Origin of the sequence: Paraburkholderia sp. MM5482-R2, assembly GCF_050436125.1 — a bacterium.
GTDB lineage: Bacteria > Pseudomonadota > Gammaproteobacteria > Burkholderiales > Burkholderiaceae > Paraburkholderia > Paraburkholderia tuberum.
Genome location: NZ_JBNDLP010000002.1, coordinates 585,645 through 601,064, shown reverse-complemented (window position 1 = coordinate 601,064; position 15,420 = coordinate 585,645). Strand labels below are relative to the sequence as shown.

Sequence of the window (15,420 nt, the reverse complement as noted above, 5' to 3'; positions counted from 1 at the left end):
CGCGCGAAGCGCCGGAGTCCGGTGGCGGCATGTCGCGCCGCCGGAACCCGGCACCTCGCCGGGATAGGCTTACTCGACGGTCGGCGGATGCTCGAACGTGTGGAACGGAGCCGGGCTCGGCACGGTCCACTCGAGGCCCGTTGCGCCGTCCCACGGCTTGTCGCCCGCCTCGACGAGCTCACCACCGCCACGGTAGGCCGGCAGCGCCACCGCGAACAGGAAGTACACCTGTGACAGACCAAAGCCGAACGCGCCGATCGAGATCACCTGGTTCCAGTCGGTGAACTGCGCCGGGTAGTCGGCATAACGACGCGGCATGCCAGCGAGACCGACGAAGTGCATCGGCAGGAACGCGAGGTTGAAGAAGAACATCGACGCCCAGAAGTGGATCTTGCCGCGCGTTTCGTTGTACATCCAGCCGGTCCACTTCGGCGACCAGTAGTACCAGCCGGCGAACAGCGCGAACAGCGACCCCGCCACCAGCACGTAGTGGAAGTGCGCGACCACGAAATAAGTGCCGTGATACTGGATGTCGAGCGGCGCCATGGCGAGCATCAGACCCGACAGGCCACCGAACGTGAACACGATCAGGAAGCCGACCGCGAACAGCATCGGCGTTTCGAACGACAGCGAACCGCGCCACATCGTCGCGACCCAGTTGAACACCTTCACGCCGGTCGGCACCGCGATCAGCATCGTCGCGTACATGAAGAACAGCTGCCCCGTGACCGGCATGCCGGTCACGAACATGTGGTGCGCCCAGACCATGAACGACAGGATCGCGATCGATGCCGTTGCGTACACCATCGAGCTATAGCCGAACAGCGGCTTGCGCGAGAACGCCGGGATCACCTGCGAGACGATCCCGAACGCCGGCAAGATCATGATGTACACCTCGGGGTGCCCGAAGAACCAGAAGATGTGCTGGTACATGACCGGGTCGCCGCCGCCTGCCGCATTGAAGAACGACGTGCCGAAGTGACGGTCGAACAGCACCATCGTGATCGCGCCCGCCAGAACTGGCATCACGGCGATCAGCAGGTACGCGGTGATCAGCCAGGTCCAGACGAACATCGGCATCTTCATCAGCGTGAGGCCGGGTGCGCGCAAGTTCAGGATCGTCACGACGATGTTGATACCGCCCATGATCGACGACGCACCCATCAGGTGGAGCGCGAAAATCGCGAAGTCCATGCCTGGGCCCATCTGCGTGGAGAGCGGCGTGTACAGCGTCCAGCCCGCGGCGGTCGCGCCGCCCGGTGCGAAGAACGAGCCGACCAGCAGGACGGCCGCGACCGGCAGCAGCCAGAAGCTGAAGTTGTTCATCCGCGCGAAAGCCATGTCCGATGCGCCGATCTGCAGCGGCACCATCCAGTTCGCGAAGCCGACGAACGCCGGCATGATCGCGCCGAACACCATGATCAGCCCGTGCATGGTGGTCAACTGGTTGAAGAACTCGGGACGCATGATCTGCAGACCCGGCTCGAACAGCTCGGCACGGATCATCAGCGCCATCACGCCCCCGGACAGGAACATGGTGAACGAGAAGATCAGATACAGCGTACCGATGTCCTTGTGGTTGGTTGCGAACAGCCAACGACGCCAGCCGTGCGGCGTTTCGTGGGCATGGTCGCCGTGCACGTGCTCGTGGCCCGCGACTACATCGTGTCCGATGCTAGACATGACAATCTCCTAAAGCGAATTCTGCGGTGCTGACCATGAACACGTCAGGCTGCCGGGCTGATCTGAACGCGCCGGGCTTCCTTCGCGTCGGTGCCGCCGGTGATCGTTTCCGGCTTCTTCAAAAGAATATGATCGTCGGCAATGCCGGCGGCTTTCAGCGCGTCGCGAACGGCTTCGGCACGACTCTTCGCGAGCTTCGCGTTGACGTCGGCGGAGCCGGTTGCGTCGGTGAAGCCCGACAGCGTGAATTTCGCGTCCGGATGCGCCTTCGCGTAGGCCGCGGCCGCGTCGACCGCCGCTTTCGCGTCGGCCGGCAGCGTGCTCTTGCCGGTCTCGAAGTAGATGCTCGCCGGCAGCGCGGCCTCTGCGCTGTTCGAAGCAGCCGCGCCAGCCTCGTTGCCCGATGCGGCCGGTGCGGACGCCGCTTCTGCGCCCGACGCTGCTTGCGCGCCCGATGCCGCAACGGCGCCGCTCGCGGCAGCACCGGCGTTGGCCAGATGATCGCCGCCTTCCGGCAGCTTGCCGTTGCGCGCGTCGGCGACCTGCTTCGGCTGCAGGATGTCGCCCGTGTGGTTGCCCCACGAGTTACGTTCGTACGTGATCACCGCGGCGATTTCGACGTCGTCCAGCGTCGGCGCCCACGAAGGCATCGCGTTCTTGCCCTTCAACACGAGGCTCACGTGCTGCCCGATCGGACCGTTGGCGATCTTGCTGCCGTCGAGCGCCGGGAATGCGCCCGCGCCCTTGCCGGTCGGCTGGTGGCAGACCGCGCAGTTCGCCGCGTAGACCTTGCCGCCGCGTTCCATCAGCTCGGCCATCGTGTAGGTCTTGTTCGGATCGTCCTGGCCGGCGGCCATTTTCTTCTTCTCCTCGTCGACCCACTTCGCGTAGTCGTCGGCAGACAGCACCTCGACGACGACCGGCATGAACGCGTGTTCCTTGCCGCACAGTTCGGTACAGAAGCCGCGGAACGTACCGGTGCGGTTGGCCTTGAACCACGTGTCGCGCACGAAGCCGGGAATCGCGTCCTGCTTGACGCCGAAGGCCGGCACGTACCAGGAGTGGACCACGTCGTTCGCGGTGGTGATGATGCGGATTTTCTTGTCGACCGGCACCACGAGCGGGTTGTCGACTTCCTGCAGATACAGCGTGGAGATCGGCTCACGGCCCTCGGTTTGCGCGCGCGGCGTGGCGAGCGTGGACAGGAAGCCGATGCCCTCGCCCGGACCCTTCACGTAGTCGTAGCCCCACTTCCACTGGTAGCCGGTGACCTTGATCGTGAGGTCGGCGTTCGAGGTGTCCTTCATCGCGACGACGGCCTTGGTGGCGGGCAGCGCCATCAGCACCACGATGACGAACGGCACGATTGTCCAGATGATTTCGACGGTGGTGCTTTCGTGGAAATTGGCTGCGTTGTGGCCTTTCGATTTGCGGTGCGCGAAGATCGAATAGAACATCACGCCGAACACACCGATGAAGATCACGGTGCACAGTCCCAGCATGAACATGTGGAGGCTGAACAGCTCCTCAGCGATTCTCGTTGCAGGCGGCTGGAGATTGATCGCGTTGACGGCAGGGCCGCCCGGAGCATCGCCCACTGCCAGGGCGGCACCGGCGAAAAGCAGTCCGCTCGTCGCCAGCACGCTCATGAGCGCTCGCTTGATTGTTTTCATAGCTTCCTTACCCAAATTTTCCATTCAAACCCCTCGACCCCGCTGGCAGCGTGTCGCGCCCCCTTGAACGCCGCGCGTCCGGCACCATCTAACAACGTGCCAGCCACATACGTAGTTCGCCTGCGAACTGCGCGCGCCGATTCTGCGCGAGGTGTTGCCCGATCATGATCGTCTGCCCGCGCGAGACCAGCTTGATCTGATCGCGCGGCGTTGCGCCCGGCTCTATCCGCACCCAGCGCGGATTGAATTCGAATTGCGTAATCTGCTCGGCGCTGACCTGCTCGATCACGAGCCGGTTCGGAAACAACCGGATGCGCTCGTAATCGACAGCATGACGCGCATATATTGCAAACGCGATACCTACGGCCAGCAATTCGATTCCGGTGAACGGCAACACCAGCCAGGCGCCGACCAGAACCAGCATGAATGCAATTGCCAACGAAAACAACGCAAGCGACACGTACAGACAGACGAACTGCCGCGGCGATATCGAACAGTTGCGCTTCATGGTCCAGTCCCTGAGGACCGGTTCTGAATCCGCCAGCAGATGATCTGATGCGCCCATCGCTGCCTCCTGCGAATCGTCGAGTCCGGCCTGCCTTCTTTTACTTCCGGATGCATCTCGCGGCCGCCGTTCGAGTCACTGTTTCCAGCATCACTCGCGAGCGCGCCAACCCCTACCGCATCACTTCATTTTGCAGCCCCGCGCCTCGGGCTTGCCACCCCAAATGTGGGAACCTCGGGTGACAAACTGACGCATTATAGGCGTGATCCATAGCATCGACAAGCAAGCCCCAATCGGCCCACAAGCCAGGCGCGACAAGCCTTCGCGCCATTTTGCCCAGCATTTTGCGGCTCTTTTGAAGGGCAAATCCCAGGCATAACGGATGTCCTCTTTACCGCTTTTGCAACACGTCAACCGCACCGTCGGCAAGCAGTTGATGACAGCACCGCAATCTGCTATCCACGCTTGCCCGGACCTCGTCCGATGTCCTCGAGCCGCACGATGCCATGTCCTTCCGCGGTGGTGCGCGGCACGGCTTTCCATGCGTGGCCGTAGATCACCTCGAAGGTCAGCGCGATCGTGCCGTCGGCGCGCCGGCGCGCTTCGAGCGCGGCGAGCAGGGCTTTGTGCAACCGACGCGTGAGCACGCCGTCATGCGCATCGCGCTCGAACGGGTACGCGCCCCAGCGACGCACGTCCGCGAGCAGCGACTCGGGCGACTTATAGGTGATCGTCAGTGTCTCCTGGTCCATCACCGGAATCTCGAAGCCGGCCTCGACGAGCATGTCGCCGAGGTCGTGCATGTCGACGAAGTCGATCACATGCTTGCGAGACCCGACGCCGTGCGCGGCCTCGATCTCGGCGTAGGCACCGCGCAACTCCTTCAGCGTATCGGGGCCGAGCGTGCTGAACATTAGCAGGCCGTTGACCTTCAGCACGCGCTGCCATTCGGGAAAGACCAGATCGGGCCGCGAGTGCCAGTGCAGCGCGAGGTTGGACCAGATGAATTCGAATGCGCCGGACGTGAACGGCAGCGCGGAGAAATCGGTTTGCGCGAAGCGCGGGCCACGCGCGCCGAGCGCCTTGCCGAGCGAGGCGGGAAGAAAGCGCCGCCAACTGGTGTCGCCGGCATCGTGACGCAGCGCGCGGCGGAGCATGCCGTGCGACAGATCAGCGCCGAACACCGGCGCCTCGGGAAAGCGTTCGCGCAATGCGGGGAGGTCTTCGCCCGCGCCGCAACCGGCGTCGAGCACGCTCGAGGGCGCCACCTTGATGTAATCGAGACGCTCGCGCATGCGCTGCGCAATCTCTCGCGGCAGGAACGCAACCTCGTCGAAGGTGGCAGCGCGACGGTCGAAAATACGCCTGAGGCGCCGTGAATCGTAGGCCGGACGGCCAGATTGAGCGGATGTTGGGGACATGTGTGTCGTGCTGGCGTGAGCTCGAAGTATACTCGGTCGTTCCCCTCCATTCAGCGAGAACGGCTTTCACCGGCGCTCACTCGTGCGATTCCAGTCATTTTCTTCGTCGTGTCGAAATCAGGTGGCGCGTTTTGCGCGCGGTCTGCATTCGGCATGGCCGCGGGCCTTGAACGCCGCGCTGCCGAACCTGTGCGCGTTGTGCGGCAATTTGTCGCATAAGACGTTGTGCGACGGTTGCGACGCGGCCTACTGGAACGAGAGCCGGCTGCGCTGCACCGTTTGCGCGGTGCCGTTGCCGGCGTCACGCTGGGTCGCTCAGGCACGGTATCGCTGCGCGGATTGCGTGGCCGAGCCGCCGCCGTTCGACGCGAGCTTCGCGCTCGCCGACTATCGCGCGCCGCTCGATACGCTCGCGGTCGGCCTGAAGTTCCGCGCCCGGCTGATGCTCGCGCGAGACTTCGCGCAACGCCTCGCGCGGCTCGCTGAAGCCAATTGGCACGACGCGGCCGAGCGGCCCGACGTGATCGCGCCAGTGCCGCTCGCCGGTCGCCGTCTGGTCGAGCGCGGCTACAACCAGGCCTGGCAGATCGCGCGGCCGCTCGCCCGGGCGCTCGGCGTGCGCGGCGACCCCACGCTGCTCGAACGAACGCTCGACACCGCGCCGCAATCGCGCCTCGATCTCGATGCGCGCCGGCAGAACGTCGGCCGCGCGTTTCGCGTCGCGCGCCCAGTGCGCGGCCTGCACGTCGGCATCGTCGACGATGTCATGACGAGCGGCGCGACGCTCGAAGCGCTCGCCCATACGCTGAAGGCCGCCGGCGCGCGGCGGGTTACGAACTTCGTCGCGCTGCGCACTCCGAAAAACTAGCTTTTACGTGGTCTTCTTATGTTCAACGTCGTTCTCGTAGAACCCGAAATTCCGCCCAACACCGGCAACGTGATTCGCCTGTGCGCGAACACCGGCGCCCGGCTGCACCTGATCGAGCCGCTCGGCTTCCCTCTCGACGACACCAAGATGCGGCGCGCCGGCCTCGACTATCACGAGTACGCGGAAATGAACGTGCATGCCGATTGGGACGCGTTCATCGCGAAAGAAACGCCCGACGCGTCGCGCATGTTCGCATTTACGACGCGCGGCTCGGGGCGCTTTCACGACCACGCGTTTCAACCGGGCGACTGGTTCGTGTTCGGCGCCGAAACGCGCGGCCTGCCCGGCACGGTGCTCGAGCGCTTTGCGAACGAACAGCGCGTGCGTCTGCCGATGCGTCCCGGCAATCGCAGTCTGAATCTGTCGAATACGGTGGCGATCGTGGTGTTCGAAGCGTGGCGTCAGGCCGGCTTCGAAGGCGGCGCCTGACGGCGTTCGAGCTCGGCCTCGTAGCGTGCGAACATCGCGTCGTCGAAGCACGCGAACGTCACGTGCTTCATGTGTGGTGTGCGCGGCAACGTGTCGAGTACGGTCGCGACCGCGATGCTGACCGCATCGTCGGCGGGGAAACGGTAGATACCGCAGCTGATCGCTGGAAACGCGATGCTCGTGCACTGAGTTTCGCGCGCGACTTCGAGTGAGCGCTGATAGCACGATGCGAGCAGGTCGGCTTCGCCATGCGCGCCGCCACGCCACACTGGACCGACCGCGTGAATAACATGCTTCGCGGGCAGACGATAGCCGGCGGTGATTTTGGCGTCGCCGGTCGCGCAGCCGCCGAGCGTTTCGCATTCGCGCAGCAACTCCTTGCCGGCCGCGCGATGAATCGCGCCATCCACACCGCCGCCACCGAGCAGCGAAGTATTCGCGGCATTGACGATCGCATCGACGGCGAGCGTCGTGATATCGACCACGCGCGCTTCGAGCGTGCACGTGCCAAGACTGAGATTGAAGGTGGGCATGGGAACCTCGCTGACCCGAGTCTCGCTCACGAAGTGGACAACCCGAAGTGGATAACCAGGCGAGGCAGCCGTTCAACGCGAATTTCCGCTAAACGGCTGATAAAAAAGGCTTTATTCCGCCTTCGAATCGCGCCGCAGCAGCGCGCTAACCGCATCGCGCGGCGCCACGCCGTCGAACAGCACCGCGCAGACCGCCTGCGTGATCGGCATTTCGATTGCATGAGCACGTGCGATCGAGAGTACCGCCTGCGCGCAGCGCACGCCTTCGGCCACGTGACCGAGACCGCCGAGGATGTCGTCGAGCGTGCGGCCCGTGGCGAGTTGCAGGCCCACGGTGCGGTTGCGCGACAGATCGCCGGTAGCAGTCAGAATCAGATCACCGAGGCCGGTCAACCCGGTAAAGGTTTCCGCGCGCCCACCGAGCGTCACGCCAAGGCGCGACATTTCGGCGAGGCCGCGGGTGATCAGCGCCGCGCGTGCATTGAGGCCGAGGCCGAGGCCATCGGCGATGCCCGTGGCGATGGCGAGCACGTTTTTCACCGCGCCGCCCACTTCGACGCCGACGACGTCGTCGCCGGTATAGATGCGCATCGCGCCGTGATGGAACGCCGCGACCGTGCGTTCGCGGCACGCCGCCGACGGGCTCGCGATCGTCAACGCAACCGGCAGCCCCTGCCCGACTTCGCGCGCGAAGCTCGGTCCGGACAACACGCCGTTGCTCGCATGCTCGGGCAATTCCGCCGCGACCGCCTGATGCGGCAACAACTGCGAATCCGCTTCGAACCCCTTGCACAGCCACACGATATGCGCGGGCACCTTGCCCGCATCGCGCATCGCGCGCAACAGGCCGCGCAGGCCAGCCACGGGCGTCGCGACCACGCACAGCGCATCGTCGTCGAGCGCGTGATCGAGCGCCACTCCGAGATCCGCTTCAAAGCGAAGCGCGGGCGGCAACGCGACGCCCGCCAGATAGCGGGCGTTTTCATGCGAAGTGGAAAGCTCGGCGATGAGCGCGGACTCGCGCGCCCACAATACCGTGTCGTGCCTTAAGGCCAGATGGCCGGCGAGGGCGGTGCCCCAGGCGCCAGCGCCGAGAACGGCGACTTTCATAGCCGGCACTGCGCGCGGCGCCTTAATGCGTGACGCCTTTTTGCGCCGCGCCGTCCTGCTGGGCCGCGCTCATCTGAGCGAGACGCTGCTCGTACAGCGCCTGGAAGTTGATCTCGGCGAGGTGGATCGGCGGGAAGCCGGCGCGGGTGATCGCATCGGCGATGTTCGAGCGCAGGTACGGGAACAGGATGGTCGGGCAGGCAATGCCGACGAGCGGATCGATCTGCTCGGCAGGAATGTTGCGAATGTCAAAAATGCCGGCCTGTTTCGCTTCGATCAGGAACGCGACCTTGTCCGACACCTTGGCCGTGACCGTGCCCGTCACGAGAATTTCAAACACGGATTCGGCGAGGCGCTCGGCCTTCACGTCGACTTCGACTTCGACCGACGGCATTTCCTGCTCGAGGAAGATACCCGGCGAATTCGGCTGCTCGAGCGACATGTCCTTCAGATAGATGCGCTGGATGTTGAAGAACGGCTGGTTATTCTCGTCGGACATGATGGTGATTCCTGATAGGTGTGCGTGGCGGCGGCCGATGCACGCATGGGCCGCCAGATTATTGCGCCGGCTCGCCGGCTCCACGAGGAGCGCGTGCGGCGGCTTATCGAGTGGTCCGCCCGCTCGCGCGGCGCGAAACGCGCGAACTCAGGCTGCTTCGAGCAGCGGCGTCAGACCGCCCGCGCGATCGAGCGCGGAAAGGTCATCATAGCCGCCCACATGCGTCTCGCCGATGAACACCTGCGGCACCGTGCGACGACCGGTCCGGGTCATCATCTCCTCACGACGGCCCGGGTCCTTGTCGATCAGTACTTTCTCAACGTGCTCGACGCCGCGCGACTTTAAAAGACGTTCGGCCATCTGGCAATATGGGCACACCTGGGTGCTGTACATGATCACTCTGTTCACTTGGCTGCTCCTTGTTTCACAACCGGCATACCGGCTTTCTGCCAGGCGTCGACGCCGCCCTCGAGAACATGGACTTCCGCGTATCCCGCTTCCTGCACGATACGCGCGGCCTTGTTCGACTGCTGGCCGGTCTGGCACACCAGCAGCACCGGGTTGCTCTTGTTCTTCGCGAGTTGCGTGACTTTCGCCTGCAACTCTGCGAATTCGAAATGCCGTGCCGAGGGCAGGTGCCCCTTGGCGTAATCGGCGGACGGCCGCAGATCGATGACCGCCGCGTTGCGCCGGTTGATCAGTTGGGTGGCTTCAGCGGCCGACAGGCCGCCACGTCCACGCCGACTGATGGTCGGCCACAGCAGCAACCCACCAGAGATAAGGACGATTGCGATCAGGACAAGGTTTGTGTATTCGGTGAAAAACTTCACGGAAGATCCGCCGGAAAGAGAGAAATCGAAAAGGTCAACGCGAGCATTATAAAATAACCGTTCGACGCGATGGCGATGCGCCGCCCGAGGCGCCGCACAGCGCGAGACCGCTTCCTCACTACCGACCGGCAACTCTCATGTACAAACTCGTTCTCATCCGCCACGGCGAATCGACTTGGAACAAGGAAAACCGCTTCACCGGCTGGGTCGACGTCGACCTCACCGAGCAGGGCAACCTCGAGGCGCAGCAGGCGGGCGGGCTGCTCAAGGAATCGGGCTATACGTTCGACATCGCCTACACGTCGGTGCTCAAGCGCGCGATCCGCACGCTGTGGCATGTGCAGGACCAGATGGATCTGATGTACCTGCCCGTCGTGCATTCGTGGCGTCTGAACGAACGCCACTACGGCGCGCTGTCGGGTCTGAACAAGGCCGAAACCGCCGCGAAGTTCGGCGACGAGCAGGTGCTGGTCTGGCGCCGCAGCTACGACACGCCGCCGCCCGCGCTCGAGCCCACCGACGAGCGCGCGCCGTACACCGATCCGCGCTACGCCAGGGTGCCGCGCGAGCAACTGCCGCTGACCGAGTGCCTGAAAGACACGGTCGCGCGCGTGTTGCCGCTGTGGAACGAGTCGATTGCGCCGGCCATCAAGTCGGGGCGCAGCATCCTGATCGCCGCGCACGGCAACTCGATCCGCGCGCTGGTCAAGTATCTCGACAACATCTCGGACAGCGACATCGTCGGCCTCAACATCCCGAACGGCGTGCCGCTCGTTTATGAACTCGACGACAACCTGAAGCCGATCAAGCACTTCTATCTCGGCGACCAGGACGCGATCGCCAAGGCGCAAGCCGCGGTCGCGAGCCAGGGCAAGGCGGGCTGATCCGGCATTTCCGGGCGCGGCCCACGCCACGAAAACGCGCGGGGCCGCACGCAGACAACCGGGCCGACAAGAAATTCTGTATTGCGCCCGGCGGTCAGATTCAGAGGCCCGCTGCAGGGTTCACCGTAGCGGCGAGCGCATCCGCTGGCCTTGCGCGGCAACTCTCAGTTCCGACCCGCCGAGTGCCATGTCGTACGGCTCGCCATCCGCGGCTCGGGTCGCAAGAACCAGGACCTTCCCGTACTGTCGAAGCACGATTGCCTGCACCGCGCCCTGAGCAGGCGGGTGTGCAGTTATACTTGTCCGTCCAATCTTTATCGACGCTGCCACGCGCTTCCGACCGCAACAGACTCTATGCGAAAGAACCTGAAAAATTTCGGCCTGATTGCCGCGGGCCTTGCTACCGGTGTCTTTGCCACCCTGCAATACTCCGCCTCGGCCCAGCAACCCGCTAGCGCCGCGGTCGCCCCGCTGCCGCTAGACCAGCTCAGGCTTTTCGCCGAAGTGTTCGGGCAGATCAAGCACGAATACGTCGAACCGGTCGACGACAAGAAGCTGCTCACCGCCGCGATCAAGGGCATGGTGTCCAGCCTCGACCCGCACTCGTCGTACCTCGACAAGACCGACTATGAAGAGCTGCAGGAGCAGACCAAGGGCCGCTTCGCGGGGCTCGGCATCGAAATTTCGTCGGAAGACGGCCTGATCAAGGTAATTTCGCCAATCGAAGACACGCCCGCGTTCCGCGCCGGCATCCGTCCGGGCGACCTGATCACGCGCATCAACGACAAGCCCGTGCGCGGCATGACGCTCGACAAGGCGGTCAAGCAGATGCGCGGCGATCCGGGCACCAAGGTCACGCTGACCATCTTCCGCAAGACCGACGACCGCACGTTCCCGCTCACCGTCACGCGCGCGATCATCAAGGTGCAGTCGGTGAAGGGCAAGATCGTCGCGCCGGGCTTCGCGTACGTGCGCATCACGAGCTTCCAGGAACGCACCACGCCCGACCTCGCGGCCAAGCTGCAGGATCTCGCGCGCCAGGAGCCGAACCTGAAGGGCCTCATCCTCGACCTGCGCAACAACGGCGGCGGTCTGCTGCAAAGCGCGGTCGGCGTCGCGGGCGCGTTCCTGCCGCCGAATTCGGTGGTGGTGTCGACCAACGGCCAGATTCCGGATTCGAAGCAGATCTATCGCGACACCTACGATAACTACCGTCTGCAATCGTTCGACAGCGATCCGCTCAAGGACGTCCCGGCCATCTTCAAGACCGTGCCCATGATCGTGCTGACCAACGCGTATTCGGCGTCGGCGTCGGAAATCGTCGCGGGCGCGCTGCAGGATCAGCACCGCGCGCTGATTCTCGGCAAGACCACGTTCGGCAAGGGTTCGGTGCAAACCGTGCGCCCCCTGACGGCCGACACCGCACTGCGCCTCACCACCGCGTATTACTACACGCCGAGCGGCCGTTCGATCCAGAACAAGGGCATCCGCCCCGACATTCCTGTCGACCAATACGCGGAGGGCGATCCGGACGACGCGCTCGTGACCCGCGAAGTCGACTACTCGAATCACCTCGCGAACACGCAGGACCCGAACGAGAAGAAGGAAGCGGAGCAGCGCGAGCAGGAGCGCATGGACCAGTTGCGTCAGCTCGAAGAGCAGAACGACAAGAAGACGCCGGAACAGCGCCAGAAGGAGCGCGAACGCAAGCCGGTCGAGTTCGGTTCAGCTGACGACTTCATGCTGCAACAGGCGGTCGACAAACTCGAAGGCAAGCCGGTTCAGGAATCGAAGTCGTTGATGGAACGCCGTCTCGCGCAGAACAAGCCGGGCACGTCGGCCTCCGCGCCGGTCGCGGTGAAGCCGACGCAACCGGTGCCGGGCGCATCGGGATCGGCGCCGGCTTCGGCACCGGCTCCCGCTGGCAAGTAAGCTGGCCGACAGGCAGCGAACCCCGCGCGTGTCTTCGCAGCACGATAGTCTGCGAAGACACGCCGCAACAGTTTCAGCAACAGCCGCCGCCTAACCGGTGGCGCATCACGGCAAGCCGCAACCGCCACCCTCCCCGCGCGATTAAAATAACAGCCACGAATGCGCGCCAAGGCCCCTCGGCCTGCCTCTCCTTGCGCGACATAGCGACACACCCCACGCGCCCCGCCATGAATGACGATCAACTCCTTCGCTACTCCCGCCACATCCTCGTCGATGAAATCGGCATCGAGGCGCAGCAGCGTTTTATCGACGCCCACGCGATCATCGTCGGCGCGGGCGGGCTCGGTTCGCCAGCCGCGCTGTATCTCGCGGCGGCGGGCGTCGGCCGTCTGACGCTCGTCGATGCCGATACCGTCGACCTGACTAATCTACAACGACAGATCCTGCACGTGAGCGCGTCGGTTGGACGTAGGAAGGTCGAGTCCGGGCGCGACATGCTCGCGCGGATCAATCCCGAGGTCGTCGTCAACGCGGTGGCCGAGCGCGTCGACGATGCGTGGCTCGACCGCGAGGTGCCGCACGCGAGTGTCGTGCTCGATTGCACCGACAACTTCGCGACGCGTCACGCGATCAACCGCGCGTGCGTCAAGCATCGCGTGCCGCTCGTGTCGGGCGCGGCGCTGCGCTTCGACGGCCAGATCAGCACTTTCGATTTCCGCGATGAAGCGTCGCCGTGCTACGCGTGCGTGTTTCCCGAAGACCAGCCGTTCGAAGAAGTCGCATGCTCGACGTTGGGCGTGTTCGCGCCGACGGTCGGCATCATCGGTTCGATGCAGGCTGCCGAAGCGCTGAAGGTGATCGGCGCAATCGGCACGCCGCTCGTGGGCCGCCTGACGATGCTCGATTCGCTGCGGATGGAATGGAACACGATGCGCATCGGACGTCAGCCGGATTGTCCCGTGTGCGGCCACGCGCACGGGTCTTGAGGCGGTTCTGCACTACCCATTCGCGTGACGCCGAAATAGCAGAACGCCGCACATGTGCGGCGTTTTTTCGTTCAACGAGGCACGACGATGCGCGTCAGATTCAAACCAGCGCGACCCGCTTGAGCGCCGCTTGCACCTCCTCCGGCTCGAACGAAGCCAGCACGTCGGCAACGGGCTTTTCGAGCGTCTTCAGGTGCGAGCGCAGCACCTCCTGCTTGACCTCGAGGAGTTGGCTCGGATGCATCGAAAACTCGGTCAGACCCATGCCGAGCAGCAGACGCGTCAACGCCGGATCGCCCGCCATCTCACCGCACACCGACACGGGCACGCCCGCGCGTTTCGCCTCGCGCAGCGTGAACGCGATCAGATGCAGCACGGCCGGATGCAGCGGGTCGTACAGATGCGCGACCGCGTTGTCCGCGCGATCGATCGCGAGCGTGTACTGAATCAGATCGTTGGTGCCGATCGACAGGAAATCGAGCCGCTTCAGAAACAGCGGCAACGCGATCGCGGCGGCCGGGATCTCGATCATCGCGCCCACCTGCACGTTCGGATCGTAAGCGATACCCGCGTCGTCGAGTTGACGCTTCGCTTCGCGGATCAGATCGAGCGTCTGGTCGATTTCCTGCGCGTGCGCGAGCATCGGGATCAGGATCTTCACCCTGCCGAACGCCGACGCGCGCAGGATCGCGCGCAACTGCGTGAGGAACATCTGCGGCTCGGACAGGCTCCAGCGAATCGCGCGCAAACCGAGCGCCGGATTCGCGGCGGTCTCGTAGCCGTCGCCGCCCATCGAATCGAGCGGCTTGTCGGCGCCGACGTCGATCGTGCGGATCGTGACCGGCAAGCCGTTCATCAGTTCGACCGCGCGACGATACGCGCTGAACTGCGCCTCCTCTTCGGGCATCCGGTGCTTGTGATTCATGAACAGAAACTCGGTGCGGAACAGACCCACGCCGGTCGCGCCCGCTTCGACCGCCGCGCGCGCGTCGTCCGGCAACTCGATGTTCGCGCACAGTTCAATGCGCGCGCCGCACAGCGTTTGCGTCGGCGAGAACTTGAGCCGTTGCAGCTTGCGCTGCTCGAGCTCCTTCTCGCTTTGCCGGTACGAGTATTCCTCGAGCACGATCGGCGCGGGATCGACGATCACGATGCCGTGGTCGCCATCGACGATGATCAGATCGTCCTGGCGGATCAGCGCGCTCGCATGCTGCACGCCGACCGCGGCCGGAATGCCGAGGCTGCGCGCGACGATCGCGGTATGCGACGTGCGTCCGCCCAGATCGGTGACGAAGCCCTGGAACGTCTGCGTCTTGAACTGCATCATGTCGGCCGGCGCGATGTCGTGCGCGACCACGATCATCTCGTCGCAAGCGCCATGCACGTTGCCGACGATGCCCGGCGCGCCCGCGAGCGCTTTCAGCACGCGCTCGACGACCTGCTCGATATCGGCCTTGCGCTCGCGCAGGTATTCGTCTTCGATAGTGTCGAAATGGCGCGACAGTCTTTCGAGCTGTTCGGTCAGCGCCCATTCCACGTTGTAGCGGCGCGTGCGGATCAGGTCGATGGTTTCCTGAACGAGCATGACGTCGTTCAGGATCATCGTGTGAACGTCGATGAACGCGCCCATTTCGCTCGGGGCATCCGCGGCAAGATCGGCGCGCAATACGTTGAGTTCTTCATGCACGCGTTGCTGAGCCGCGCGAAAACGCCCGACCTCCCCTTCGATCTGGGGCGGTTCGATCAGATAGTGGTCTACGTCGAGTGCTGCCGGGGCGATCAGATAGGCCCGCCCGATGGCGATACCGCGTGACACGGGAATTCCATGCAGCGTGAATGACACGCGCACCTCCTCTAGTTGTGTAATGCCGCGGCAAACCGCTGCAATGCTCTCAGACTGTACTGGGCATTATAAATTCCGCGCCTTTTTGAAGTGTGTCGGCGGTGTGTGCAGCGCAGCACGGATTATCGCAATGAGGTGCCCTCGTACCGACGAAGCTTCGCTTT

The 15,420-nt window shown here is 64.2% G+C and carries 15 protein-coding genes; 5 read left to right on the top strand and 10 right to left on the bottom strand.

What is annotated here, in order from left to right; translation table 11 throughout:
* Positions 1–69: 69 nt before the first annotated feature.
* The 4 genes from ctaD to OKW37_RS05795 form a co-directional block, all read right to left on the bottom strand.
* Entirely contained in the window at positions 70–1,683 is a 1,614-nt protein-coding gene (gene ctaD / locus OKW37_RS05810) for a cytochrome c oxidase subunit I (protein ID WP_429407582.1), read from the bottom strand.
* Positions 1,684–1,727: 44 nt separating this feature from the next.
* Positions 1,728–3,380 carry a cytochrome c oxidase subunit II gene (gene coxB / locus OKW37_RS05805; RefSeq protein ID WP_429407584.1) on the bottom strand — a complete coding sequence of 551 codons (1,653 nt, stop codon included), beginning with the start codon at positions 3,378–3,380 and terminating at the stop codon, positions 1,728–1,730.
* Positions 3,381–3,444: 64 nt separating this feature from the next.
* Complete coding sequence (locus OKW37_RS05800) at positions 3,445–3,921, bottom strand: DUF2244 domain-containing protein (RefSeq protein ID WP_184026596.1); 477 nt, start codon at positions 3,919–3,921, stop codon at positions 3,445–3,447.
* Between the two features lie 395 nt (positions 3,922–4,316).
* Positions 4,317–5,282 (bottom strand): methyltransferase domain-containing protein, encoded by a 966-nt coding sequence (locus OKW37_RS05795; protein WP_184062544.1) that lies wholly within the window; start codon positions 5,280–5,282, stop codon positions 4,317–4,319.
* A gap of 121 nt (positions 5,283–5,403) precedes the next feature.
* Here OKW37_RS05795 and OKW37_RS05790 point away from each other — a divergent pair, with 121 nt between their 5' ends.
* Both OKW37_RS05790 and trmL read left to right on the top strand, forming a co-directional pair.
* Positions 5,404–6,150 carry a phosphoribosyltransferase family protein gene (locus OKW37_RS05790; protein WP_409340024.1) on the top strand — a complete coding sequence of 249 codons (747 nt, stop codon included), beginning with the start codon at positions 5,404–5,406 and terminating at the stop codon, positions 6,148–6,150.
* An 18-nt stretch (positions 6,151–6,168) separates the two neighbouring features.
* Positions 6,169–6,639: a tRNA (uridine(34)/cytosine(34)/5-carboxymethylaminomethyluridine(34)-2'-O)-methyltransferase TrmL gene (gene trmL, locus OKW37_RS05785; protein WP_090802877.1), complete on the top strand. Its 471-nt coding sequence runs from the start codon at positions 6,169–6,171 to the stop codon at positions 6,637–6,639.
* On the opposite strand, the gene OKW37_RS05780 is transcribed toward trmL, so the two are convergent.
* The 5 genes from OKW37_RS05780 to OKW37_RS05760 form a co-directional block, all read right to left on the bottom strand.
* Entirely contained in the window at positions 6,612–7,172 is a 561-nt protein-coding gene (locus tag OKW37_RS05780) for an O-acetyl-ADP-ribose deacetylase (protein WP_429356545.1), read from the bottom strand. The genes trmL and OKW37_RS05780 overlap by 28 nt on opposite strands.
* Before the next feature lie 111 nt (positions 7,173–7,283).
* Positions 7,284–8,282 carry an NAD(P)H-dependent glycerol-3-phosphate dehydrogenase gene (locus tag OKW37_RS05775; protein WP_184062550.1) on the bottom strand — a complete coding sequence of 333 codons (999 nt, stop codon included), beginning with the start codon at positions 8,280–8,282 and terminating at the stop codon, positions 7,284–7,286.
* Positions 8,283–8,304: 22 nt separating this feature from the next.
* Positions 8,305–8,781 carry a protein-export chaperone SecB gene (gene secB / locus OKW37_RS05770; RefSeq protein ID WP_018419299.1) on the bottom strand — a complete coding sequence of 159 codons (477 nt, stop codon included), beginning with the start codon at positions 8,779–8,781 and terminating at the stop codon, positions 8,305–8,307.
* 147 nt (positions 8,782–8,928) lie between these two features.
* Positions 8,929–9,189, bottom strand: a complete 261-nt coding sequence (gene grxC, locus OKW37_RS05765; RefSeq protein ID WP_429407587.1) for a glutaredoxin 3 — start codon at positions 9,187–9,189, stop codon at positions 8,929–8,931.
* A complete protein-coding gene (locus OKW37_RS05760; RefSeq protein WP_013088271.1) occupies positions 9,186–9,611 on the bottom strand; it encodes a rhodanese-like domain-containing protein in 426 nt (141 codons plus the stop codon). The genes grxC and OKW37_RS05760 overlap by 4 nt, the downstream gene beginning before the upstream one ends.
* A 137-nt stretch (positions 9,612–9,748) precedes the next feature.
* On the opposite strand from OKW37_RS05760, the gene gpmA reads away from it, so the two are divergent.
* The 3 genes from gpmA (at position 9,749) to OKW37_RS05745 (ending at position 13,413) form a co-directional block, all read left to right on the top strand.
* A complete protein-coding gene (gene gpmA, locus OKW37_RS05755; RefSeq protein WP_184054032.1) occupies positions 9,749–10,495 on the top strand; it encodes a 2,3-diphosphoglycerate-dependent phosphoglycerate mutase in 747 nt (248 codons plus the stop codon).
* 354 nt (positions 10,496–10,849) lie between these two features.
* Positions 10,850–12,427: a S41 family peptidase gene (locus tag OKW37_RS05750; RefSeq protein ID WP_184054034.1), complete on the top strand. Its 1,578-nt coding sequence runs from the start codon at positions 10,850–10,852 to the stop codon at positions 12,425–12,427.
* A gap of 227 nt (positions 12,428–12,654) precedes the next feature.
* Positions 12,655–13,413 (top strand): HesA/MoeB/ThiF family protein, encoded by a 759-nt coding sequence (locus OKW37_RS05745; RefSeq protein ID WP_429407590.1) that lies wholly within the window; start codon positions 12,655–12,657, stop codon positions 13,411–13,413.
* A 100-nt stretch (positions 13,414–13,513) separates the two neighbouring features.
* Here the strand turns inward: OKW37_RS05745 and ptsP are convergent, their stop codons facing one another.
* The gene (ptsP, locus tag OKW37_RS05740; protein ID WP_429407592.1) at positions 13,514–15,256 is read right to left on the bottom strand and encodes a phosphoenolpyruvate--protein phosphotransferase; all 1,743 of its coding nucleotides are present in this window, start codon (positions 15,254–15,256) and stop codon (positions 13,514–13,516) included.
* Positions 15,257–15,420: the final 164 nt, after the last annotated feature.